Consider the following 25,992-nt stretch of genomic DNA (forward strand, 5'->3'; position numbering starts at 1 on the left):
CGTTTCGGTTTTGTCACTGTCAAGAATTCTCAAATTCCATTCTCTATAAAGAATTTCTCTTTCCGTTCGATCATCTCATCGATCCGCTCAATGTACTGGCTGACGTCTTTTACATTTTCGCATCGTTCAATCCGGCTTTCCATAACTTCCGGCTGGTCTGATGGAAGCACCACCTTAGTGGATGCACCTGCACCTGCTGCCAGAATGGTCTGTTTCTCTTCCATGATCAGGATATTATAGATACCTGCCTTATCCACTTTCGCATAACCAACATTTTCAAAATTACCTGCCATATTTTTCTGGCGGTAGAGATAATAAGGGGATAATTCCATCTCGGCACAGTATTTGGCGGTCATATCCATGATCTGCATGTTGTTTTTCAAACCCATCTCTTCATACTTATCTTTGAAGAGACTAAGCCTTGCGGCACGCTTGATGGCAAGAGAATGAACCGTCACACTATCCGGCGCCATCCGCTGCACTTCCTGCATGGTATGTTCCACATCCTCATAGGTCTCGCCAGGCAGTCCTACGATTAAGTCCATATTGATATGCGAAAATCCCATCTCACGGGCCAGGTAGAAAGCGTCTTTCATCTGCTCTACAGTATGTTTTCTGCCGATAATGTCCAGTGTCTTCTGGTTCATAGTCTGGGGATTAATGGAAATCCGGTCAATGCCATGATCAAGAAGTACCTGCAGCTTCTCTCTGGTAATGCTGTCCGGACGGCCTGCTTCCACCGTAAACTCCTGCAGGTGTTCTGTGTCGAAACAGCTCTGGATCTTGGTCAGCAGACGATCCAACTGATACGGCTCCAGTGTGGTAGGTGTGCCGCCTCCAATGTAAACGGTATTTAATTTTTTATAACGGAACCGGTTGGATAAATAATCCAGTTCCTTACAAAGCGCATCCAGATACTCATCTACCCGTTTCCGCCACCTTTCCAGCGGATAGGAAGAAAAAGAACAGTACAGACAGATGCTGGGGCAGAAAGGAATTCCCACATACAGGCTGTAGCCGTCCTTATAGTCGATATTTCTCAATACATACTGTTCCCGGTTGGCAATCATAACACTTAACGCCACTTTTTCCTTGCTGGCCAGGTAAGTATTTCTCATATATTCCGCAATTTCCACATTGCGTTTTCCCTGCTCTAAAAGTCCCATGGCAATCTTGGTCGGTCGGATGCCGGTCAGGGTTCCCCAGGGAAGCTCTTTCCCGGTGTAATCTGAAAGTTTCCGATAGATCAGACGCTTCAGATGGTTCTTCGTCTCTTTCCGGTTGCTGTAGTCAATGACCTGCTCGCCGCTTTCCTTGGGATATCCATCTTCTGTCACGGAAAATGACACCTGTTCATCCGTAAAGTGCACTGTCATCTGAACCGGTGTCTCATCCGTAAAGGTATCCTGTACTCTCACCTGCACATCTTCCCGCGGAAAGAATGCTTTTACCAGAGAATGGATGTCATATTCAAAGCTGGGTCTGTTTACAATTACTTCTATCATGTTCTATCCTTTTTCTTATGCATATGGATTGTATTTTTCTTCATATCCAATGCTTGTTTCGTCCCCGTGTCCCGGATACACTACCGTCTCCTTAGGAAGCAGGAACAATTTTTCCCGCAGAGAGCGAACGATCGCAGACATACTTCCTCCTGGGAAATCCGTTCTTCCCACCGATCCGTGGAACAGGGTATCTCCGGAAAATACGCAGCCTGCTTCTGCACAGTAGTAAGAAGCTCCCCCCGGCGTATGACCCGGCGTGTGGTATACCTTCAGTTTCATGCCCGCCAGCGTCAGTTCCTGGCCATCATGAAGAAATTCATCCGGCGCAAAGGTTACTACTTTCCGTGCAATATAAACCGACAGATTCTGTTTTGCATCCAGAAGAAGGTCTTCCTCTTCCTGCAGCGCATAAACCTTTGCTCCCGTCAGTTTCCGGAGTGCATCCGCGCCGCCCATGTGATCAATATGGCCATGGGTCAGTAAAATGGCCGCCACTTTGACACCCTGTTCGGATGCGAACCCGGCAATCTTCTCCGCCTGATCGCCCGGATCAAATACCAGAGCTTCCTTTGAATCCTCATTTACCAGGAACCAGCAATTTACCGCCAGTTCACCTACCGTAATTCTGGAAACATGTACTTTCGGCATCTTTTCCTCCTTAACTTGCAGAACGTTCAATATCAAGAACACTCTCGATCTGACGCAGCCTGTCAATAATCCGGTTCAGCTCTTCCACACTGGAAATATCAAAGCTGATGGTAATGGTGGCTGTACCCTGCTTGCTCGTTCTTACATTCATGGCGGTAACATCGATATTCCGCTCCGTCAGCGTCTTTGAAATATCCACCAGAAGTCCCGTACGGTTATTTCCGTAGATCTTGATCTCCGTTGTATATTTTTCACCTGCAGGTGCTTTCAGACCAGACTGCCACTCAGCATCAATCAGGCGCTCTCTCTCGGATTCTGCCAGATGCAACATATTGACACAGTCCGTTCTGTGAATGGTCACTCCACGGCCTCTGGTTACAAAACCAACGATCTCATCTCCCGGTACCGGGTTACAGCACTTGGAAAAACGTACTGCCACATCATCGATACCCTTAACCACAATGCCGCTCTTGGATTTGCTGATGCGGATTTTCTGTTCCTTCGTCTCACTGACGGTCTCCATGATCTTCGCATCAGTGACCGCTTTCTTCTTCGCCTTCTCATACTCTTCCAGCATCTTGTTCACGACCTGGCCCTCTTTCAGACCGCCATGTCCGATGGCTGCAAGAACCGACTCCCAGTCGCGGAAGCCGTATTTACGGAGAACACTTTCCTGGTATTCCGGTTTGACCACCTGTGCCTGCGGAATTCCCTTCATCTTACAGTACTGGGCAATCACTTCCTTGCCCTTCACAATGTTCTCTTCCTTGAATTCCGTCTTAAACCACTGATTGATCTTATTCTTTGCCTGGGTACTCTTGACAATGTTCAGCCAGTCGCGGCTCGGCCCCTTAGAGTTCTGGGACGTAATGACCTCAATCCGGTCGCCATTTTTAATCACATAGTCAATCGGCACCAGTTTTCCGTTAACTCTGGCACCAATCATTTTATTTCCAACCGCACTGTGAATGCTGTAGGCAAAGTCAATGGTGTTGGAGCCGTTGGGCAGAGTCTTCACGTCACCGCCCGGCGTAAAACAGTACACGCTCTCAGAGAACAGGTCAAGATCACTCTTTAAGAGGCTCATGAATTCCCGGTTATCGGACATATCACGCTGCCACTCCAGAATCTGACGAAGCCAGGTAAGCTTTGCCTCTGCACTGTTTTTGCCTTCGATATTCTGCTCATTACTTCCGCCGCTCTCCTTATATTTCCAGTGAGCAGCAATACCGTACTCTGCGGTACGGTGCATGTCATACGTGCGGATCTGAATCTCAAAGGGCTGTCCTTTTGGTCCGATCAGCGTCGTATGAAGGGACTGGTACATATTGGCCTTCGGCATGGCAATATAATCCTTGAAACGTCCCGGAATGGGTTTGTACATTTCGTGGATAACGCCCAGCGCTGCATAACAGTCCTTTACGGATTCCACCAGAATGCGCACGGCAAACAGATCATAGATCTGATCCAGCGTCTTATCCTGATTGACCATTTTCTTATAAATACTGAAGAAATGTTTCACACGTCCCTGTACGTCCGCCTCAATGTTGGCGTTATCCATATGCTGCTTGACTTCCGCCACAATAGACTTGACGTACTTTTCACGAACGCTCTTCTTATCTGCAATCTGTGCTACCAGATCGTAGTAAACTTCCGGCTCCAGATATTTCAGTGCCAGGTCATCCAGCTCGATCTTCACTTTGGAAATACCAAGCCGCTGGGCGATGGGAGCATAAATATCCATGGTCTCCCGCGCCTTTTCCTTCTGCTTCTCCGGACGCATGTATTTCAGCGTTCGCATGTTATGCAGACGGTCAGCCAGCTTGATCAGAATGACACGGATATCCTTCGCCATGGCAAGGAACATCTTACGGAGGTTCTCCGCCTGTTCATCCACCTTATCCGCAGAATAACTCAACTGACCCAGCTTGGTAACGCCATCTACCAGGAGGGCCACCTCATCACCGAATTCCCGTGCCACATCTTCCGTAGTCATGGGAGTATCCTCCACCACATCATGGAGAAGGCCTGCTGCGATACTCTCCTTATCAAGCTCCAGATCTGCCAGAATAATACCAACGCAAAGCGGATGAATGATATAAGGTTCTCCGGATTTACGAACCTGATCTTTATGGGCGGCCTTCGCCACCTGATATGCTTTTTCAATCATGGTAAGATCTGTGGAAGGATGATATTTCTTCACACTTTTTACCAGTTCCTGATACAATTCATCCGGGCTGGTAAAATCTTCCATTTTCTTAATACTTCTGTCATCCTCCTGAACTTCCCTTGCCTGTTCTTCCGTCATATATCAATCACCGCTTTTCTATCTAAAAGTCTAATTTCCTGCTGTTTCGAAAAACGTTTAGTTTCCTTCGTAGCAGATTACGCTTCTTACATCATACTTTTTCAGTTTCTCTCTTCCCTTCAGGCCTGCCAGCTCCATCAGGAAAATGATTCTCACAACCTCACCGCCCAGTTCTTCCACCAGTTTGGCGGCTGCCTCAATAGTTCCTCCGGTCGCAATCAGGTCGTCGATCAGGACAACTTTCTGCCCTGGCTTTATGGAATCTTTGTGCATCTCAATCTCTGCACTTCCGTACTCCAGATCATATTTGGCGGAGACAGTCTCTCTTGGCAGTTTGCCTTTCTTCCGTACCAACACAAATGGTTTGTGGAGATTATATGCAATCGGCATTCCAAAAATAAAGCCTCTGGACTCCGTTCCTGCAATCACATCAAAATCCAGGCCTTCCAGCTGCTTCTGCAGTCCGTCGATGGCCAGTTTCAGTCCGTCTGCATCCTGCAGAATACTGGTGACATCTCTGAAAATGATGCCTGGTTCCGGATAATCCGGTATACTTACCACATAATCCTCTAATTTTTTCATGTGTATCTCTCCTTTAAACACCCCTACGGGTATATTTTGCCCACAATAAGGTAAATATAGCACATTTTTATGGCATCCGCAATCATGGGTTGATTTTCCTGACTCTTCAGCAATATCCCTGAATCCGCAGCTGCAGGGAGCGCCGTCCCCTGAATTCATTGATCTCCGGATAGTACAGAATATGGATCGCCTTTTTCCCCTGCAGATCTCTCAAAACTTCCTGCATACAGTTATGGAAATAAATGCCTTCCAGTGTTATTCCGCTTTCATCCATCAGCTTCATCCGCAGTACATTCTGATTTTTTCCCAGCACTCTGGATTCCAGCACCTGCACATTCCTCGCCGCAAAGACGGGTTTTGTATTTCCTTTTCCGAAAGGTTCCAACAGGGATAACTCTTCTACCAGCCGCTCCGATACATAAGAAAAGGGAAGCGCCATATCAATATGAATCACCTCTGTCAGTTCTTCTTCTGTCAGCGTGCACAGTTCATTCAGTCTCTGCCGGAACAGCTCCACATGTTCTTCCGGCATGGAGACGCCTGCTGCCATGGGATGACCGCCATACTTGGTATACAGTTCCTTACATTTACTCATTTCCTCGAACATGGAATAAGTCTCGATAGAACGTCCTGATCCTTTGACACCATCCTCCGCCCTGGTCAGCACAAAGACCGGCCGGTAATAGCGTTCCCGGATTCTTCCGGCAATAATTCCTGCCAGGCTCTCATGGCAGTCCGGCAGATAGACCACCAGCACCCGGTCATCTGTCAGACTGCTGTGCTCAATGAGGTCTACCGCTTGCGTAAGGCCCTGTTCTGTCAGTTCTTTTCGCTCGTCGTTCAGGTGTTTTAATTCTGCTGCCCGTTCCAACGCCAGATCCTGTTCTTCCGTATCCAGAAGCTCCAGCGCCCGTTTTGCTGTAGCGAGCCGTCCGCTGGCATTGATGCAGGGACCCAGCACAAACCCGATATGAAATGCCGATAAGGTATCTCTTGCCAGTTCATTAACTTCGATGAGAGCTGACATTCCCGGATGCGTCGTCATATGCAGCCGTTTTAACCCTTCCCGCACCAGAATCCGGTTTTCTCCAGTTAAATCCATCACATCGCCCACGGTGGCAAATCCTGCGAACATCAGAAGGTCATCATAAAGGGCCGCCATGGGAAGTTTCATCTGTTTCCATAGTTCTCCCACCAGTTTCCACGCTACCGCCGCGCCGCAGAGCTTTTTGAAGGGATAGGGACAGTCTGTCTGGCGGGGATTCACAATGACCTGAGCGGGCGGCAGTTCCTCCTGCACCTCATGATGATCCGTCACGATCACCGTCATTCCCAGTCCCTCTGCATAGGCAATTTCCTGTACCGCAGCAATTCCATTATCGCAGGTGACTATGGTATCCACCCCTGCGTCATAGGCCCGTTTTACCAGTTCTTTATTGAGGCCGTATCCGTCCTTTTTCCGGTCCGGAATATCCGTATCTACCTGTGCGCCTGCCGCCCGGAATCCTCTGAGCAGAATATAGGTGGAACACACACCATCAATGTCATAGTCACCGATAATCCGGATGGCTGCGTGTTCCTTCAGTTTCTTTCTGAGCAGCTCGACTGCTTCCGGGATCCCTTTCATCAGAGAAGCCGGATGAAGATCTTCTAATGTTCCATGCAGGTACTCTTTTATCTCCTGCTCACCGGTAATGTCTTTATTACGGATCAGCCTTGCCGTCAGAGGGCTGATCTGAAATTTTTCTCCAATGGCACGAAAATCCGCGCCTTTTCTGATTTCCACCCATCTGGCCATAAGTTTCTCCTCTATCCTTTCCTTATTCTCCGTGCCTGTGCAAAATTTCTGCGTTCCTGCCGGAAGCAGTCATCACACACCTGGAACGTAGAACCCAGCGGAAGCAGTTTTCCGCAATATCTGCACCGGGCAATATAATTCTGCTTGCCTTTGGTGAGATAGCTCATGATCTTCATCTCCGTCTTTTCCCGTTCCCGCCGGAGCCAGTCTTCCTCTATCACCTTCTGCATCCGATGGGAAAACTGATAATACAGATCCAGCTGTTTGTAATACGTCTCATACTGCTGGATTCCCGCCTTTTTATCCCGGCATAACACCGGTCGTTCCAACGAGACATCCGCCGTGTAAGTTTTACAATAATGAAGCCACAGATCAACTACCTTCTTGTCCTTGATATCAATGGGACAGGTGATCATTTTATAAAGCGTTCTCTTTTCCTGAAATCCATCGATCCATTCTTTGTAAAGTTTCGCCTGGTCATAGAGGAACAGTGCCTCATCAATATTCTCCTTCACAAAAGGATCCGATGGCGTAACCGAATGCCAGATTTCCAACAGTTCATCCAGGGGTGCGTCAATATCCAACAGGATCTGCGGAAATCCAAGATTTACCTGGGTCAACGGTTTCTCTATATCTGCCATCCGTTCTTCGATATAAGCAAGATCCGGTTCTTCCGTTGCCGTCACGTATCCTTTCGGATAAAGTCCAAATCTTCCCGCTCTTCCAGCAATCTGCTTCACTTCCGCAGTGGTCAGCAGTCTTCTGGTAACTCCGTCAAATTTTTCTGCCTGCAGAAAGACAATTCGTTTGACCGGAAGATTCAGTCCCATACCGATCGCATCCGTCGCCACTACCACTTTCGTCTTTTTCTTATGGAACAAATGCATCTGCCGCCGGCGGATTTCCGGTGGGAGGCTTCCATAAATTACACTGGCATTGACCCCCACTTCTTCCAGACGTCCCGCCACATCCAGCACTGATTTTTTGGAAAATGCAATGAGGGCATCTCCCTGCCGCACATCATCAGGGAAAACAAACGCCTTGTTTTCACAGAGCAGTTTTGTCTTCCGCTCATAGCGTTCCACTTCATAGGTATCCTCACAGAGATCAATAAGATGGCAGATAACTGCTTCTGCCGCCGGACTCATACAAATGTGTATTTCCGGGGCCCGCAGTCCCAAAATAGCCTTCGTCCAGGAATGACCACGGTCCGGATCTGCCACCAGCTGGGCCTCGTCAATGACCGCGATATCATAATTTTCATCAAAATCTGCCATCTCAATGGTAGATGCCATCACCCGGCTTCCATCTTCTTCGATACATTCCTGACCGGTCCGCATGGTACAGGGTACATGGTATTTCTGCATCTGTTCAAACACTTCCAGAGCCAGCAGACGCAAAGGTCCCAGATAGACGCCGTTGGCTGCCAGCTTTAACCGTTCCAGAGAACGGAAGGTTTTTCCGCTGTTGGTGGGACCGATATGCAGAATAAAATGCCGGTGCATCTGGCGGACTTCCGGGAACTCCAGCTCCGGGCGGGCCGGAACCAGTTCCAGAATCTTATCCTTTACTTTATGCTGCCGGAAACGGGGATACAGAGTAAACAACGTCTCCTGGCAAATGGCCCCCGGCATGGTTCTTCGAAGATAAGAAAGGAATTCCCCGTTGATGCCGTCTTTCTGTTCCTGTAAAAGCAGTCCCAGATCGAGGTCCACCAGGCGGGGAATCATTTCTTTCTTAATTCGAAGCGACATTTCTTCTTTTTTCTTCCGATGGGCAAATACCGCTGCATTCTTCAGCTGCCTGTGATAATCTTCCAGTGTCCGTACATTCATTCCGGAAGATCTGGCTGAATTAAGAGCCCGGAAAAGATTGTCCGTCTTCCGGAGCATCTCCGTTGTTCCAGTCATCTTCTTCGGTCTCTTTTTCGCTGCATGTGCGTACTGCTCCACGTAAAATTCTGTCAGCTTCTTCTTTTGTATCATAAAATTCCTTTATTTCATCAGACTTTCGTTCTCAAAGTAGTTGATCTTCATGGCCTCACGCACATCATGAAGGGTTTCTGCTGCTTTGGCCTCTGCCACTTTGCTGCCTTCTCTTAAGATCTCATAGACATCCGGCAGACGCTGCTCCCACTCTTTTCTCCTTGCACGGATAGGTGCCAGTTCTTCCTGCATAACATTGTTCAGGAACTTCTTTACCTTCACATCCCCCAGTCCGCCTCTGGTATAATGGTCTTTCAGCTCATCCAGATTCTGATAATCTGGCAGATACTCTGCAAAATGCTCCGGCCTGCAGAATGCATCCAGATACAAGAATACCGGGTTGCCCTCTACCTGTCCCGGATCCTCCACTCTCAGGTGATTGGGATCTGTAAACATGGACATGATCTTTTTCTTTACATCTGCCTCTTCATCAGAAAGGTAAATGCAGTTGCCAAGAGACTTGCTCATCTTCGCCTTTCCGTCGATACCCGGAAGACGCAGGCATGCTTTATTGGACGGCAGTACAATCTCCGGCTCTGTCAGGGTCTCGCCATACACGCTGTTGAACTTATGTACAATCTCCTTACACTGCTCCAGCATCGGCAGCTGATCCTCTCCTACGGGAACAGCGGTGGCACGGAATGCGGTAATATCTGCGGCCTGACTGATGGGATAACAGAAAAATCCTACCGGAATGCTCGCCTCAAAATTCCGCTGCTGAATCTCGGCCTTTACGGTCGGATTCCGCTGTACACGGGATACGGTTACCAGGTTCATATAATAAAAGGTCAGTTCCGTCAGCTCCGGTACCATGGACTGAATGAAAATATGGGACTTTGCCGGATCAATGCCGCATGCCAGATAATCAAGGGCTACCTGCATAATATTCTGGCGTACTTTCTCCGGATGCTCCGCATTATCCGTCAGAGCCTGGGCATCTGCGATCATAATATAAATCTCATCATAATCTCCGGAATTCTGAAGTTTCACTCTCTCTTTCAGGGATCCAACATAATGGCCCACATGAAGACGTCCTGTAGGGCGGTCTCCTGTTAATATTACTTTTTTCATATTCTCTACCTCGGATCAAATATCATTATCCTTTATTGTACCGCACCCGTCAATTCCAGTCAACGAGAATGGCTGCGTATGCCCTTGCCTCCCAGTTCCCAGAAAGCTACGGCACTGGCTGCTGCCACATTGAGGGAATCCACCCCATGGGACATGGGAATTTTCACCGTATAATCACTGTCTGCAATGGTAGTGGAGGCAAGTCCTTCCCCTTCGGTTCCCAGAATCACCGCCAGTCGTTCTTCTGCATGGAGTACTGGATCGTTAATTTCCACAGAGTCATTTCGAAGGGCCATGGAAACGGTCTTAAATCCACTCTCCTTCAGAAGTTTCATTCCCTCCTCCGGCCATGATGCGTCTTCCGGAAAATAGGTCCATGGAATCTGGAATACCGTTCCCATGCTGACGCGGATCGATCTCCGGTACAGAGGATCGCTGCAGTCCGGTGTCAGCAGTACTGCATCCATATTAAGAGCAGCAGCAGAGCGGAAAATAGCTCCCACATTGGTGGGGTTTACCACATTTTCCAATATAGCAATCCGATGTGTTCCAGCACAGACTTCCTCTACACTTAACGGCTTTGGCCGCCGCATGGCGCAGAGCATACCTCTGGTCAGTTTGTATCCGGTAATCTGTGTAAGCACATCGAACTCCGCTGTATAAAAAGGGCTTTCCGGACATCGCTCCATCAGTGTCCTTGCTTCCTGTTCCAGATGTTTCTTCTCTACCAGAAAAGAAAGCGGCACACAGCCTGCATCCAGGGCACGTTCAATGACCCGCGGACTTTCCGCAATAAAAATTCCCTGTTCCGGATCCTGTCTGTTTAACAGCTGCACTTCCCGGAGTCTGGCATAGACATCCAGCTCCGGTGCAGCAAAATCTGTAATTTCAATGATATTGGGCATCGTATGTCTCCTTTAATCTTCCGCCCGATTATAGCATATTACACCTTCTTTCTCCAGTCATAAACTGCAATTCCAAGCCCGGTTCCGGCGATTGCTGCCGCAAGCAGGGCAATCCACAGCAGGAAATCCGTGGCATCTCCGGTTCCGGCTGCTTCCGCCGTTACCGGCTGGCTGTTCTCTGATGTCTCCTCATCAGAGGATCCTCCCTTATCTTTCTTCTTATGGGTCTTCTTCTCCGGTATCCGTTCATCCTCCAACACGATGACCTGAACGCCTGATTCATCCAGCACTTCGAATACCAGCGGTTCCGCGGTCAGATAGCCTTTGGGAGCCTTCTTTTCTTCCAGCCGGTAAGTCCCGATCGGGAGACGCGTCATTAAATATCCTTCGTCGCTCTGTGACATCCAGGACATGACTTCCTGTCCATCCGCGTTATACAAAGTAAGTTCCGCACCTTCCAGCAGTTCCTGGGTCTCCTTGTCCCGTTTCTGAATCTCCACCTGGGTAATATCATCTTTCATAACCAGCATATTTTCTTCCAGAGACGTCCAAACTTCCACTTCTCCCTGTCGTTCCAGCATCTGCACACTGCTGCGGTTCAGCCACCGACCGGACTCATCCCGATCCTGGATTAATCGAAATTCCATCTCTTCCGCCGTCACAAACCCCAGTGCCGGGATCGTCTCCTGCAGAAGATACCGGTATTCTTCCGTTCCAGAGAGACGAAGTCCTGATACGGTATGTGGAATTTCTTCAGATATCCACGTGTCCACGATCTTTCCAGTCTCTTTTTCCACAATTCTGAGAGTTGCACCGGGGATTTCCTGTCCATTCGTCAAATCCTGTTTGCTCACCTGCAACCGGGCAGCCGTGTTAAACACTTCCTGCTCAAACAAAAGTACCGCATCTCCCTGCTCCCCCGTATAAGATGCGTCAAATTCATAGACATCCGGATTTTCCAGATATCCGGGTGCCGGCTGCAGTTCCTTTACATAATATCTGCCATTTGGCACATCTGCGCGAAATACCGCCAGTCCCTGCTCATCACTTGCCAACACTTCCAGCAGCTGATCTTTTTTGATATAGGGATCACTATAGGGCGTCACCACCCGGTCATTGCTGACCGCATAACCGTAAAGATTCTCTGCCGCATAAAGGCCAAATACTGCTCCCTCTATTGGTGTATTCTCTCCTTCCGGATGATTGGTCTTTTTGTGGATTCGGATCTCAACCTTCTGCCGGGCATTGATGTAGGAAGTATCTTTTGCAAATACAATCGGCGTATCCTGATTTTCATAGGATAATACCACCTCTTTGACCTCCGGATTCAGCAGGAAAGTTCCGTTTCCCGCTTTTACCTCTTTCACATAATAAGTACCCAGCGGAAGATTCTTTATGGACGCTGTTCCTGTCCAGTCTGTAATGATGGTCTCGATTTTCGTATCTTTTTGAAGTTCCAGCAGTTCTCCCGCCCCATTGAGCCACACCGCATAATTTCCAGTGCCATCCGGCTGTAGAATATCCTCTTTTACATAGACTTCAAAAGATGCCTGTTCTACTCTGCCAAGCAGGTACCGGAACAACGTCGTAAAGAATCCCCTGATCTGATCGGTGATACTCTTTTCTGTTCCCACCAGGAATTCTCCTTCCTTAGTGACGGCAAAGCTTCCCACCGTTCTCTGATCCTTCAGATCATGCTCAGCTACCAGATTGGTACCCTCCACATGGAACCGCACTTCCTCTGTAATCGAATTTTCCTCCCGGTTGCTCTCTTTGGTATAATCATCCGATGTCTCATAGCCTACATAATTTTCCGGTGCCAATGTTTCCCGAAGGATATATTCTCTTCCTTCCATGAGCTTTTCAATGAGATGCCCCTCCTTTATGATCAGGCTGGCTCCTTCCGGCAAATCCTCCGGGGAAGCAAGTTCTTTATAGAATCCCTGCTCTTCGTAGAAATAGTGTACCTCTTCTCCTGCTTTCTTTGAAACCCAATGATCCACCGGCTCCTCCATGAGCATCCAGGAACCATCCGGATTTTTTCTCGGATTTCCGTGAGCATCCACCTGAACTTCCCATACTTCCAGATAAGCGCCTCCAATGTGAACACCAGATGTCAGGTCTGATTTGGTAAATACATGCTTGATTTTCTGATTTTCATAACAAAGATCCGTATGATCCTGCACTTCCACCAGCTGTCCTCCCTGCTCACTTTCATAAGAAGCATCCACCTGCAGCTGCTCATCCGATGTGGTATAGCCTTTGGGCCCTTCTAGCTCCCGTACTTCGTACTTTCCAAGTGGAAGATCCTCTGAAAATACAGCCTTTCCTTCTTCGTCTGTAACTGCTGTGGCCACCAGTGCTCCCGCCGGAATGAGCAGCCTTCCTTCATCCGCATTTTTGTAATCAAAAATGGTCTGTACATGGCGGTAATCCGGCACGGTTTTTTCCGTATTTTTCGTAATGTAACTGTAAATATCTTCTGTATTGTAAAGTCCGTACACAGCACCTGCCAGTGGTTCCCCGGTCTCTACATCCTCTTTGTTCACTTCCAGGCGGACTTTCTGTCTGCGGTTCTCATAATCGCTGCTCACCCATTCAAAGTTCACTTTCTGCTCCTGGGGTGTGATCTCAAAATACTGAATTTCATCATTCAGCACGAATCCATCACCTGCTGTCACTTCACGGATATAGTAAGAACCAATATAGAGATCTGCCAGATATCCATAACCCGTCTGGTCTGTGGTAATGGTTCCCACCTTATCATTCTTATGCCATACCAGATAATCGTCTAGCGAAACCCCATACTCGGAAAGTTTTTCTTTATCCAGCTCCTAGGTATAAATATCCTCCGCTGCATAGATTTCAAATACTGCTCCTTCGATGGGCGCATCTTCATAATCAAAGACCAGATCTTTTTTGTGATATTCCGACAGTTTCCATAAGGGGCGGAAATAGTGCTCCTCCAGCTTTTCTTTCAGACTGGTTCCTTCTGCCTTTGCATCATAAAGTTTTTCTCCATGCTTGATAAGTTCCAGAATTCCCTTCTGCTCCTGATTTCCCTGTACCACCGTGCAGATCAGATTTCCATAGGAATCCACCAATGTATATTTATTGCCGCCCATCTGTCCGTCCGGATAAACCGAAGCATTTTCCACAGTAAATTTTACCGGGATTTCCGGTAAAGATACTATTTCATAGGAATGATTCCGATCTCTGCCCGTATCTTTCAGTTCTTCTTCCGCACCATTTAGCACATAGCCTTCCGGTGCTTTCACTTCCGTCAGTTCGTAAGAGCCGGTAGGCAGTTTTGCCGGAAGTATCAGATAGCAGTCTGCAATCTTTCCTTCTGTATTTCTCAGAACGGCAGGTTCAAAAGGACATTTGATCGTTCCATATTCTTTTCTGGAGGACGGCTCATAATACCAGAGATACCCTTTTGCATCCTGCTTCCATCCGGTTTTCACCATGGTCTCCTGTTCCCGTCCGGCCATTTTCGTCACCTTCAGCCGATAGGCAGCCCCCTCTTTCAGTACGGTTCCACTGACCAGTTCTTCCGGTTTTAAAATGGTTCCATCAGCAGGCAGTTTATCGGCATCTGCCTTAACCAGTCTTAAATAAGCCTCCGTACAGTTATCGGAAATGTAACGAATATCCTGCGAAACACGACCCTCCACAGCTGACGGATCGCAAATCTCCCCATCTTTATAAACACTGCTGTTGGCATGGTCTCCAAAACGAATATCTTTCTCTTCCCCAAATGTCTCTTTCACCTGCTGCCTTGTACTGTCTGTGTAAACAACGCCTCCGTCATCTGTGATATAAACAAAGAAGGGCTGCGCCATCACATGGTTGTCCGGCGTGGTCGTCTCCACCACCACATAGGTTCCATAGGGCAGCTCCGGGGAAATCAGCGCTCCCTTTTCATCGGTGAACATTTCCGCTACCTGATATCCATTCTTCTGTCCGTTTGCTACCGGTATCAGCCATGCGCGGTCTCCGTCTGTCCAGCTTTCCAGCTTCCGCTTATAGACCGTTGCCGCCTGCTCACCGGTAAAATCATAATCATAGAATTTCCGGATGTCCGCACTGCTCCAGGCGATTCCATTTTCAGGTTGTATCTGCCCCTTGCGGACTGCTGCCAACTCCGACACCAGATAGACCGTGAACCCGGCCCCTTTGATGGGCTTCAATTCCGTCTGGCTCTGATTATCGGAAGTCTTGACGATGGAAAATGCTTTTTTCTGTACATGGTCTCCCGTATACACAATTTCATTTCCCATATCCTGATCGTCCACCGTCAATGTATTTGCATCCTCTCTGGATGCCTCATCTCTTAAAATCACCCGTTGAGTCTCATCATCATAAGTAAAGGTAAGATGATAGGTAGTCTCATCCAACATATAGCCTTCCGGCGCCTGCACTTCCTTTAACACATAGGAGCCAAGTTCTAGATCGTGGAACTCGAATCCGCCCGGAATCTCGCCCACCGTTCCGGTTCTGACCAGGTCTCCCTTCCGATAGAGAATCCCCGTATGTCCATCCGCATGAATGATATCTGCTGCCGCCCGGAGTTCATAAACTGCTCCGTCAAGCACCGCATCTCCCTGCGGCTTCCCAATTTCGGATTCTGTATCGTATTTCAAGACCGTCACCCGGCCTTTGGTCCGCTCATTGGTTACCGTCCCCTTCCGGTTGGAGGTAGCCGTCATAGTTTTCTGGTTATTGTATCCATCCACAGCCCCTTCTTCTGTCCGGGAACCTGTAATCTGGAAATAATAAGCCGTCTTTCCTTCCGCGTCGTCATCATTCCAGCCTGCCGGATGTCCGGTGATCAGTTCCACCAGCCGGTTTTTCCAGTCTCCAAAATAACCTTTTCGCGCATTTGTCTCTACCAGATAACATTTTCCTTGATTTTTATAATTCCAGTAAATCCAGTCACTAAGATAGGTACCATCCGGCTGTTCTGTCACAGAAATATTTTTCGGTGTATAACTCGGATCCAGCTCATAATCTGCCGTCTCCCGGTTGTAGCGCAAAATCTGGAACAGGACAGCGGACAGCCGTTTTCCCGTATCTTCATCCTGCTTATCCACGCTCACTTTGATTTTCCACGGCTCATTGTAAGCCTGAAACGAGTGGGGATGATCTTCGCTGGCCGGATAGGTTCCCTCTGTATTCCAGATATTTCCCTGTGTAAATGTAATCTGCCGCTCCCCGGTAATTTCGAAATAGAATCGGTTGGTTTCCTGATCAATGGTATAGCCATAGGGAGACTCTGTCTCCAGAATCATAAATTTTCCCTGATTAGAAGGATTGTAATACAACGGTCCAACCAGATAAGTACCATCGCCCTGGTCCTTCATAACTCTCCGGTCTTCATACCGATAAGGCACATACTTGCCGGTTTCTTTTTGAAATTCATATACGCTGAAATCTGCATCGGACAGTGAGAAATCAGTCTGTCCGGTCACGGAATCGTGTTTTACGACTTTGAGCCATGCCTCCCATGGCTTGTTATAGAAATCGTGATATTTATGCTGACCATCCTTTGCGGTCACCGAGTAATTGTTTGCTTCATTGTTACAATATCCGTAGGGCGGTGCCGTCTCTGACGCCTGAAATTTAGCTCTCCAGTCATGAACCCAATCGCTTAATTCGGATCCTATCTGGCCCGACGCCTGTGCCCTGGAAGCCTCGTAAGCTGCATCCCTACTGTGGTAATAGCCATGGTTATCTGCATCCGCCTTTTGACCGTCATCCAAGGAATCCCAGTTCACCACATACGTATAGGTTGGACCAGAGGCACTGGCTTCATGACTTTCCTTTTCTCTGCGGGTTACTGTTCCATTCGCCCCGGAAGAGGCCGTTTTTCCATTGATGGTAATCTGTGCTCCTTCTAATACTTCCTCTGTCAGGCTGTCATGTTTGGTAATGGTTAGCTTTGCCTCCACACTGACTTTATCTGACGCATCCGCAGATACGCTGCCCGTCTCATACTCGGAGCTTTCTCCTCCTCCACCGGTCTCGCCTCCACTTCCGCCACCTTCATAGGGAAAGGTATCCGGCAGAGAACTTAATCCTACTGTCTGGGAATTTGCATTTTCCGAATAGAAAACATAATAAGTATGAGTCTTCCTTTGTGCAGCGGAATAAATATCCCATACAAAAGTTCCATAACGGTCTAAATCATCCTCATCCATACTGGAAGTATTTAACATGGCAACCGCCCTGTTCTTCACCGCACTTTCTGAATGGGAAGTGGAATTCTGATAAATCCATAATGCGATCTGGGCACACACATAATTAACTCCGCCAAGTCGCCCATAAGTGAATACAATATATCCGATTCCATCATCCTTTTTCTCATAGTCCCCGGGATTGGCTTTGTAAAGATAGGTGCTCCTCGCGGATTTACCCATGCTCATACAAAGTGCCTCTTTTCCTCCCACTGTGAGCTTATAGATCGTACCGTGTCCCGTTCCTGAATAGCCGGTAGCAGAGACCGTCATCTTACTGACCAGATCTCCTCCGGATAACGCATATGGCTGTATCGGTTCCCACTGCTCATACAAGTCTTCCATCGTGTATCCGGCTTCGCGAAATTCATAGAAATCCTCCAGTGACAGTCCCTGATAAATAGTTCCGCCAAAAAATGTTTCCGGCGGCACCCCGGATTCCATTATCGCAATACACTCGTCCAGACTCTGATCCATATAGACCTGATCGGAAAGCTCTACATTCAGATCCTTCAAATATTCTGCCAGATCCCGCTCATAGTCATAAAGCTGATTCCACCAGTCATCATCATATTGTTCCAGATCCTCATACCCGTTGGGTAAATAGAGTTCCCTCCATCTGGCAACGCTGGCCAGATCATCCTCTGTAAAATGATATTGCGTATCCTCCGGTTCTTCCTCTGACTCCTCTTTTAATTCTTCTGGCACTTCAGCCATCTCTTCCGTCTCTTCTTCTGCCTCTTTTTCTTCCTCTGTTTCTTCTATCTCTTCTTCTATCTTTTCATCTATCTTTTCATCTTCCGGTTGTCCCTCTGTATCCACGCTCTCTGTTAATTCCGGATCTGTCTCCGGATCTGTTTTTACCGGGATTTCCGGTAAGATTTCTTCTTGTATGAGCTCTGCCTCCGATGACTCAACAACCGCTTCCGCTTCTGCCGCATAGCCATTCACAGGAATACTTCCTGCCAGAACAGAGGTCATGAGCAGCAAAACCCCAAGTCTCTGCCATAACTTTTTCTTTTTCATAAAATTTTTCATTCTCCTTTTCCGTAATACCGTTCATTGCTTCCAAGGCTGCAGCTACATCATCCGTATCTCCCCCTTTCATACGGTCGGTGCGACTTTATTTCATTAAAAAAATGGGAATAGTGTAGGGAAATCCTAAAGACTATTCATAGATGAATAAATTTATTATACCGGTTGTTGCAAGACATGTCAATGAAAAAGCCGCCATATTTCCAAAGAAATACGGCGGTCTGTAGAATTTAAAATATCAATTTAAAATACTGTGCGGAAAAACCAGGTAATAATTCCCACAATCAAAAGGATAGGTAAAGCAATGTACAAAAAACCTGCTGCCACCAGTCCAATAAGAATCAATGGGAAAAACACCAATGTAAAGAAAATCTTTGTAATTCCCCAGGTTGCTCTCACCGCAAAAATCAGTAATTTACCAAATACTGCAATCATCAATATGAGAAAAAACAATGTCCACATACGAACTTCCTCCTACCTGTCTTATCCCTCCGTCAGCTATCTCTGGCAATCCTAGATGGGATTGACATGAACCATACAGTGTTTCACCTCTGTAAAAGTTTCTTCAATGGCATGGTGAACCTTCTCCGCAATCTCATGGGCTGCATCCAGTGTCTGTGCTCCATCTGCGGCAATCTCAATGTCCACGTACATTTTGGAACCAAACAATCTGGTCTGAAGCAGATCAATCCGTTTCACACCATCCACTTTCAGAATCGTCTCCCGCATCTCTTTCTCCGTCTTCTCATCACAGGAGCGGTCTACCATCTTATCAATGGCATCCCGGAAAATGTCTACGGAAGCCTTTACAATCAAAAGACAAATAACCACACTGGCCAGTGGATCCAGAATCGGGAATCCCATTCTTGCTCCGAAAATACCAACAAATGCACCAACGGAAGACATTGCATCGGAGCGATGATGCCATGCATCTGCCATCAATGCGCCGGAATTAATTTTTTTCGCTGCTCCACGAGTATACCAGAACATCCACTCTTTGACAACAATAGAAACAACCGCTGCCACCAGCGCTAGCATACCGGGAATGACAATTGCTTCTCCATGAGAACTTTTCACAATATTCTCTACACCGCCAAGGCCAATGCCAAGACCGGTTGCAAGCAGTAATCCTGACAAAATAATGGAAGAAACACATTCCATGCGCTCATGCCCATACTGGTGCTCCTTATCAGATTTCTTGCCGGAGAGAGTAACTCCGATCATCACAATAAAGGTACTTCCTACATCCGACGCCGAATGTACTGCATCGGAAATCATTGCTCCGGAATGAGCCAGAATTCCGGCAATCAGCTTAAATACCGAGAGAAGCAGATTAACTGCAATACTTACGCCTGACACTTTCATCGCCAGGGCATTTTCTGTTGATACATTGTTTGTTGTTTTGTTTTCTGTGTGTTTCATAACCAGGACCTCCTTATTACACTTTCGGGTTCTTCTTATGTCACATACATTGTCCGCAGCAGGAATGTTCCTTTCCAGTGCTGCTACTCGCCGCCGAGGGATCTTCCGGGCTGCTCTTTTTTCGTAAACAAAAAGACATACCTGCGGAACATACACTGTCCCACAGATATGCCTTACTATGTTCATATCTGCTGCCGCGTCTGCGGCCCGGCCCCACGCCTTCCGGCATCGCCTGCTCAGTTTGTACTGTTGATCTCGCATCCTTGTTCGAATGTAATGCAGTGCAAAGAGAATTTCTTTATGATTGTAAGATCATATACTACAGACTATGGGTTAGTCAAGATAAATATGATAATTTTTCTCAATTACTTTCAATTTTTACCTGGCACATCTGCATGGTGGCCAAAGCTGCTTCATGACTGCCTGGTGTTACGCCTGCACAGCAGGAAGCCACTACTTTTACCGGAATTTCCGGTAAATATGCCTTAATGAGAAGGGCATTGGATACGACGCAGATATCCGTACACAGACCGATCAGCGTTACTTCAATCTCCTCCTCTGCAGCAATGGCAGCTATCTTCTCTGCCAGCGTTCTGGAGCCAAACGTCGGCTTGTCAATGATTTCTGCTGTTCCAAGTGCGGCGGCAACCTTCTCATTAATCTGCCATCCAAAAGTTCCTTTGACGCAGTGTACCACCGGAAGATTCTTTCCTTCCTGAGTTTCCAGATAATTTTCCGGATGAGTGTCCCTTGTGGCAAATATGTCTTTTGAATCGTATTTTTCAATCTCTTCTACTACACGATCCACAATGCCCTCTGCTTCTTTGGTTCCCAGGGATCCGTCAACAAAGTCATTCTGCATATCAACAACTACCAGTAATTTTCTCATGCTTCTGCTCCTTCTTCCTCTTTCAGAGAAAAATATAACTTTTCATATCCCAGCATGCTGCACAGTTTTGTCAGATACGGCTGATCAATCCGCGCCTGTTCCAGCACCTCTTTCCGGGCAAATACTTCTTCTTTTCTTCCGTCTGCCAGCACCTTTCCATGAGCCATAACAATGACCCGTTCAAAGCATTCTGCTACAAAGTCCATATCATGAAGAATAGCAATCACCATTTTTCCCTGTTTCTGAAGGGTTCGGATAATTTTTTGCAAAAGCCTCCGGCCCTTCCAGTCCTGGGCAATGGTCGGTTCATCCAGGATCAGCACCTTTGTGTCCATAGCAAGTACCGACGCAATCGCCACCAGCTTCCGCTGGGACAGCTCCAGATCATATGGATTTTCCTCTGCCAGTGCCTCCAATCCAACGGTCTTCAGCGCTTCCATGGCACGGTTCTTTGCCTGTTCCTTGCTCATGCCGATATTCTGCGGTCCGAACATAACTTCGTCAATCACATGATATTTAAATATCTGGTCATCCGGGTTCTGAAATACATAGCCAACTTCTCCGGCCAGCATGGCGACGGTCTTTCCCGCCATATCTTCTCCGGCATAATAAATAGATCCGCCCACCGGCTTCAGCAAGCCTTTTAGGAGTTTTACCAGCGTGGTCTTTCCGGCTCCGTTTTGTCCTACAATGGCAGTCGCTCTTCCATCCAGAAGAAGATTGACATCTTCCAGAACCGGTACCTGTTCCAGATAACGGAATTTCAGATGTTCCGTCCTAAATATTTCTTTCCGCTCTTCTTCTCCACCCCACTCTGCATCGGAGCTCTTACAGATTTTTTCAAAATCTGTTTCTGCCGGAAACTGTTCTTTCCATTTCATAGTATCTTTGAGCGATGCCGGATAGCACCCATTTTCATTTCGTATGTCCAATGCTTTGCAGACTCTGGTATAGGCCGGTGGCTGTACCCCATATTTCTCCAGATCCGTTCTGGAGAAAATCTGTTCCGGTGTATCAAAAGCAATCTGCTTTCCTTGATGAAGCAATAAAATCTGATCACAGTATTCTGCCAGTTTTTCCAGTTTCTGTTCCACCATGATAATGGTGATTCCGGATTTTGCCAGCTTATCTACCGCCGCAAATACTTCCTCACTTCCAGCCGGATCCAGCTGGGATGTCGGCTCATCCAGCACAATCACCTCCGGCTGCATGGCAAGAATGCCGGCCAGCGCTACTCTCTGCGTCTGTCCTCCCGAGAGATCAAAGGGATTCCGCTCTTTATATTCACTGATGTCCAGAAGTTCCATCACTTCCTGAACCCGGCGGATCATTTCCTCTCTGGGAACACCAAAGTTCTGCAATCCAAATGCTATTTCCTCAAATACCGTCTCTTTTGCTCCTGACAGCTGATTAAAAGGATTCTGGAACACCAGTCCTACCGTCCGGCATAGCCCGGACACCGGCGTCTTTGCTGCGTCCTGATTTCCGATCATCACTTTTCCGCCGTAAGCGCCTTTGAAAAATTGCGGTACCAGTCCGCTGAATGCCTGACACAGCGTACTTTTTCCGGCACCATTCTCACCGACAATTCCGACAAAAGAGCCTTTTTCAATCTGAAACTGCAATCCGTCCAGTGCCAGCTTCTTCGTATTTGGATAGCGGTATTTTAAATTTTCTACTTCTATGTATGCCATACAATGCCTCCGCATTTCCTATAAAAAGATTCTGGCGACAATGACCAGGAAAATCAGTAAAAACATGCCAACACAGAGTACCCGGTCCAGATTTTTCATTTTATCGTCTTTTAAGTAAGTTTTCTTCTCTCCTGACTCAAATCCCCGGATTTCCAGTGCAATGGCTCGCTCTCTTGTATTAATCAAGGAACTCATAACTACCGGAGAGATTAACGGCAAAAATGACTTTGCACGGGTAATCAGAGAGCCTTCTGTCTCCAGGCCACGGCTTCTCTGTGCATCCATAATCGTATTCATAGTACCGCTCATCTGAGGCACAATCTGAAAGACAGAACTGATGACATATCCGATCTTCGGAGAAAATCCGGCACGTTCCATATCCTCCACTAATTCAACCGGTTTTGTCGTCAGTACAAAGACCGCAAAAGCCAGCAGCATGTTCAGTACATTGCAGCTGATCCGTGCTGCATACTGAACCCCCTCCCGGTAGAAGCGAATAGGACCTGCTGCAAACAACAACGTTGCATTTTCATGATTAAATAAACCATGAATCAGGAAAATGGTAATCAGAATTGTAAAAGAAAATGCAATCAGTGGAAAAACCCTGCGAATGATTTTTCCACTGATTAACATCACAAGACTGATTCCAATGAAGATACCAAATGCCCACAGCTTTCCACAGATCAGGGAAACGCTGATCGCCGTCAATATGTAACACAGTTTGGTAAACGGATGCATTCGAGTCAACCAGGTATCCTTATCCACACACAGACTGATACTTTTCATTTGAATCACTCCAACATTTTTTCATTAGTCCAGACTCTCTACACTGTCATTGATATCGTAAAGGGCAGTCAATTTCTTCGGGAGTCCTTTCAGGATTGCAAATACGATCAGGATCGTAATGATTTTATCCGGAACATCCACAACAACCTCATCGAGAAGAGAACCAATGGCTACCGGCATATTTGCTGCCTGAGTTGCTGCAAACAGAGCGTCTCCCCAGACATTTCCGGTAGTGCCGCCCCAGAACAGAACATTCAGCGGTGTAGAGACGCAGACTGCAACGAGGCCTGCCACAACAGCGGTCAGGATTGCTCCTCCTGCATTTTCCATCTTACCGAGTCTTGCCATAATACCAACTGCAAGACCAATACCAAGGCTGGTCAGTGCATAAACTAAGGTAATGGAATCACCGGTGGTAAATCCGTAGATCAGGTTGTTGGCCGCACCGCAGATCGCACCGATGATCGGTCCGCCCAGCGCACCGCCGATACAGGTTCCGATCGCATCCAGCCAGAGCGGCAGCTTCAGTACAGAAGCAAACAGTTTTCCGAGGTAGTTGATACCGATACATGCCGGAATCAGTACCAGACTTGCAGTATCCAGTTTTGTTTTAAATACGTTATTCATAACACATGTCCTTTCTCTCCAACGGAGATTATCTCATATATTTGCAGCGGTTATTCCGCCTGAGATACCATGTAAAGTGCTTCCAGTGCCGTGTGAATTTCATTCCATTCACCCTGCATCATTCTGGATGCCCCATCTGTATAATGATTGATGTTTTCTTCCAGATTCTCTTCATATTCCACAACCGTATTCAAAATGGATGCAGTATGTACCCCTCTCAGCCGCCCGATGACATAAAGAGCTGACGTCTCCATATCAGCGCCCAGCACATCTTTGGACGCCCACAGAGCATCAATCTCGTCTTCCCGATCCGTGTAGAAACTGTCATGGCTTCTTCCCAGACCTACATGAAATGGAATCCTCTCTTTTCTGGCTGCCTCCACACAGGCACTGAAAAGCTCATAATCCGGAATTGCCGGGTAAATAGAATCTATATAAGTTTTGGAGGTTCCCTCATCCCGTACCGCCCCCTGCACCAGGATCAAATCTCCCAAATGGATGTTTTTCTGCAATGCTCCGCAGCTTCCGATCCGGATCGCATGGGTCACACCGATTCTGGAAAGTTCCTCTACTGCGATTCCCGTGGATGGGCCTCCGATTCCAGTCGATACCGCCAGTACCGGAACCCCCTTATATAACCCCTGAATACTCTTATATTCCCGATTATAAGCCAGTGATTCCACCTGTTCCAGCTGCTCCGCAATCCGATCCACCCGTGCCGGGTCTCCCGGGAGAATGGCATATTTGATGTTCAGCTCATCTGAAAGCTTCAGATGCGGCATAATTTCCATTATGATTCCCTCTTTCTTATATTTGACCTTTAAAATAACACTTTACAACTGTCTTGTCAACCTCATTGACAGCCTGAAAGAAATGCTCCGATCTCTTTCATGTCTTCGGAAATCAGTACCTTCTCAAAATCTTCCGGCTCTGCAAATCCGGCTTTTTCCATACCCTCCAGCACATTTTTCAACGGCTGGTAGAATCCGTTCATATCAAATAATACACAGGGTGCGTCGGTAAGGTGAAGCCTTGCCAGGGAAATCACATCTGAGATTTCATCAAGGGTTCCTGGTCCGCCCGGCAGTGCCACAAAGGCATCTGCCAGTGCGATCATCTTCGCTTTCCGCTCCGCCATATCTTTGGTCTCAATATACTCAGTCAGTCCCGGATGACGCCGCTTCTGAATGGATTCCACTGCCGGAAGCACACCGATGACCTTTCCGCCGTTCTCCAGCACCGCATTGGAAACTGCTCCCATCAGGCCTCCCTGGGCGCCACCATAGATGAGCACATGCCCCTGCTCTGCCATCCATCTGCCAAACAAAGCTGCCTTCTCCGTATAGATCTCCTGATTTCCAGATACCGAACCACAATAGACTGCTATATGCATTGGACTCTACCTCCTTTTCCTTTACTCTTCTGCCCGGATTGCCCAGCGCATCTTTGTGGAACGGGCTCTCGGATTTCGTACGCATTCTTCCGCTGTCGGCCGGACTACATCCTTGGAATAAGAAGAATAGATGCCTGCCCGGCAGCCTTCTTTCAACGCTGCCTTCACCAGCTTGTCCTCACCGGAATGAAATGTCAGAATAGCTGCCCGTCCACCCGGACGAAGTGCCCCCGGAAGCTTCTCCATAAATTCATACAGCACTTCAAACTCCTGGTTGACATCAATCCGAAGTGCCTGGAACACTCTCTGGCAAGTCTTTTTGACCGTCTCCTTTTTCTCCTTCTCCGGCAGAAAATCCAACGTCTTTTCAATGATACCGCGAAGTTTGGTAGTCGTATCCACCCGGTTTCCACGACGAATCTCATCCGTAATGGCCTTTGCCAGTTCCTCGCAATAAGGCTCATCGGAGTTTTCATAGAGCATTCCCGCCAGCTCGTCACGGCCTATGGTATCCAGCCGCTCCGCCGCGCTGATGCCTTTCTGCTGATTCAGCCGAAGATCCAGGGGGCCGTCCACTTTAAAGGAAAAACCTCTCTTCGGATTATCAATCTGCATGGAAGAAACTCCAAGATCCGCCAGAATAAAGTCAAAACCGCCCGCTTCTTTTGCAATCTCATCAATGGTGCAGAAATTCTGAAGCTTAATGGTCAGCATGTCTTCTCCAAACCCCTGCTCTTCCAGACGCTTCTTCGTCTTTGCCGATTCCTCCGGATCCACATCCGTGGCATACATATGTCCCTGTCCCTTCAGACACTGAAGCATGGCTTTCGTGTGTCCTCCATAACCAAGGGTTGCATCAAATCCCGTCTCTCCCGGCTGGATTTTCAGGAAATCCAGAATCTCATCCACCATAATGGAAATGTGCATGCCCGCCGGTGTATTTCCTTTCTTCATCACATGCTGCACCGTGTCCTGATACTTCTCCGGCTGCAGCTCCTTGTATTTTTCTTCGAATTTCTTCGGGTATTTGCCTTTATAACGTACTCTCCGCTTGTGCGGTGTCTGCTGTTCCTGATCCATGTCTGTCCCTCCATCTATTTATCTA

The 25,992-nt window shown here is 47.6% G+C and carries 19 protein-coding genes and 1 riboswitch; all 19 genes read right to left on the reverse strand.

Translation table 11 applies throughout. The annotated features are described in order from the left end of the window. Window positions 1–29: 29 nt before the first annotated feature. The 19 genes from hemZ to rsmH all read right to left on the reverse strand — a co-directional run bounded on the left by hemZ (window position 30) and on the right by rsmH (window position 25,967). Window positions 30–1,505 (reverse strand): coproporphyrinogen dehydrogenase HemZ, encoded by a 1,476-nt coding sequence (gene hemZ, locus ACZMB2_RS04665; protein ID WP_487595746.1) that lies wholly within the window; start codon window positions 1,503–1,505, stop codon window positions 30–32. A 15-nt stretch (window positions 1,506–1,520) separates the two neighbouring features. Continuing rightward, window positions 1,521–2,153, reverse strand: a complete 633-nt coding sequence (locus ACZMB2_RS04670) for an MBL fold metallo-hydrolase (RefSeq protein WP_487595747.1) — start codon at window positions 2,151–2,153, stop codon at window positions 1,521–1,523. A gap of 10 nt (window positions 2,154–2,163) precedes the next feature. Continuing rightward, on the reverse strand, window positions 2,164–4,461 hold the full coding sequence (locus ACZMB2_RS04675; RefSeq protein WP_487595748.1) for a RelA/SpoT family protein: 2,298 nt from the start codon (window positions 4,459–4,461) through the stop codon (window positions 2,164–2,166). Window positions 4,462–4,518: 57 nt separating this feature from the next. Next, window positions 4,519–5,043 carry an adenine phosphoribosyltransferase gene (locus ACZMB2_RS04680; RefSeq protein WP_487595749.1) on the reverse strand — a complete coding sequence of 175 codons (525 nt, stop codon included), beginning with the start codon at window positions 5,041–5,043 and terminating at the stop codon, window positions 4,519–4,521. Window positions 5,044–5,149: 106 nt separating this feature from the next. After that, on the reverse strand, window positions 5,150–6,841 hold the full coding sequence (recJ, locus tag ACZMB2_RS04685) for a single-stranded-DNA-specific exonuclease RecJ (RefSeq protein ID WP_487595750.1): 1,692 nt from the start codon (window positions 6,839–6,841) through the stop codon (window positions 5,150–5,152). A gap of 11 nt (window positions 6,842–6,852) precedes the next feature. Then, window positions 6,853–8,826: an SUV3 family DEAD/DEAH box RNA helicase gene (locus tag ACZMB2_RS04690; RefSeq protein ID WP_487595751.1), complete on the reverse strand. Its 1,974-nt coding sequence runs from the start codon at window positions 8,824–8,826 to the stop codon at window positions 6,853–6,855. Window positions 8,827–8,835: 9 nt separating this feature from the next. After that, a complete protein-coding gene (trpS, locus tag ACZMB2_RS04695; protein ID WP_487595752.1) occupies window positions 8,836–9,897 on the reverse strand; it encodes a tryptophan--tRNA ligase in 1,062 nt (353 codons plus the stop codon). 59 nt (window positions 9,898–9,956) lie between these two features. After that, entirely contained in the window at window positions 9,957–10,802 is an 846-nt protein-coding gene (locus tag ACZMB2_RS04700; RefSeq protein ID WP_487595753.1) for a TrmH family RNA methyltransferase, read from the reverse strand. A gap of 38 nt (window positions 10,803–10,840) precedes the next feature. After that, window positions 10,841–13,561 carry an MSCRAMM family protein gene (locus ACZMB2_RS04705; protein ID WP_487595754.1) on the reverse strand — a complete coding sequence of 907 codons (2,721 nt, stop codon included), beginning with the start codon at window positions 13,559–13,561 and terminating at the stop codon, window positions 10,841–10,843. A gap of 75 nt (window positions 13,562–13,636) precedes the next feature. Further along, window positions 13,637–18,067 (reverse strand): SpaA isopeptide-forming pilin-related protein, encoded by a 4,431-nt coding sequence (locus ACZMB2_RS04710; protein ID WP_487595755.1) that lies wholly within the window; start codon window positions 18,065–18,067, stop codon window positions 13,637–13,639. Between the two features lie 252 nt (window positions 18,068–18,319). Beyond that, on the reverse strand, window positions 18,320–18,538 hold the full coding sequence (locus tag ACZMB2_RS04715; RefSeq protein WP_487595756.1) for a hypothetical protein: 219 nt from the start codon (window positions 18,536–18,538) through the stop codon (window positions 18,320–18,322). A gap of 51 nt (window positions 18,539–18,589) precedes the next feature. Beyond that, window positions 18,590–19,498: a cation diffusion facilitator family transporter gene (locus tag ACZMB2_RS04720; protein ID WP_487595757.1), complete on the reverse strand. Its 909-nt coding sequence runs from the start codon at window positions 19,496–19,498 to the stop codon at window positions 18,590–18,592. A 153-nt stretch (window positions 19,499–19,651) separates the two neighbouring features. Next, window positions 19,652–19,748: riboswitch (NiCo riboswitch) on the reverse strand. Between the two features lie 111 nt (window positions 19,749–19,859). Continuing rightward, complete coding sequence (locus ACZMB2_RS04725; protein WP_487595758.1) at window positions 19,860–20,387, reverse strand: cysteine hydrolase family protein; 528 nt, start codon at window positions 20,385–20,387, stop codon at window positions 19,860–19,862. Beyond that, on the reverse strand, window positions 20,384–22,081 hold the full coding sequence (locus ACZMB2_RS04730; RefSeq protein ID WP_487595759.1) for an ABC transporter ATP-binding protein: 1,698 nt from the start codon (window positions 22,079–22,081) through the stop codon (window positions 20,384–20,386). Before ACZMB2_RS04730 ends, ACZMB2_RS04725 begins: the two co-directional genes overlap by 4 nt. A gap of 18 nt (window positions 22,082–22,099) precedes the next feature. Next, window positions 22,100–22,867 carry an energy-coupling factor transporter transmembrane component T family protein gene (locus tag ACZMB2_RS04735; RefSeq protein WP_487595760.1) on the reverse strand — a complete coding sequence of 256 codons (768 nt, stop codon included), beginning with the start codon at window positions 22,865–22,867 and terminating at the stop codon, window positions 22,100–22,102. A 24-nt stretch (window positions 22,868–22,891) separates the two neighbouring features. Continuing rightward, complete coding sequence (locus tag ACZMB2_RS04740; RefSeq protein WP_487595761.1) at window positions 22,892–23,494, reverse strand: ECF transporter S component; 603 nt, start codon at window positions 23,492–23,494, stop codon at window positions 22,892–22,894. Between the two features lie 50 nt (window positions 23,495–23,544). Then, complete coding sequence (locus ACZMB2_RS04745) at window positions 23,545–24,288, reverse strand: nucleoside phosphorylase (protein WP_487595771.1); 744 nt, start codon at window positions 24,286–24,288, stop codon at window positions 23,545–23,547. A 59-nt stretch (window positions 24,289–24,347) separates the two neighbouring features. Then, complete coding sequence (locus ACZMB2_RS04750) at window positions 24,348–24,887, reverse strand: LOG family protein (RefSeq protein ID WP_308459788.1); 540 nt, start codon at window positions 24,885–24,887, stop codon at window positions 24,348–24,350. Window positions 24,888–24,908: 21 nt separating this feature from the next. Next, window positions 24,909–25,967 (reverse strand): 16S rRNA (cytosine(1402)-N(4))-methyltransferase RsmH, encoded by a 1,059-nt coding sequence (gene rsmH / locus ACZMB2_RS04755; protein WP_487595762.1) that lies wholly within the window; start codon window positions 25,965–25,967, stop codon window positions 24,909–24,911. Between the last annotated feature and the right edge of the window lie 25 nt (window positions 25,968–25,992).

The sequence above is a fragment of the Hominiventricola sp. genome (assembly GCF_057604405.1).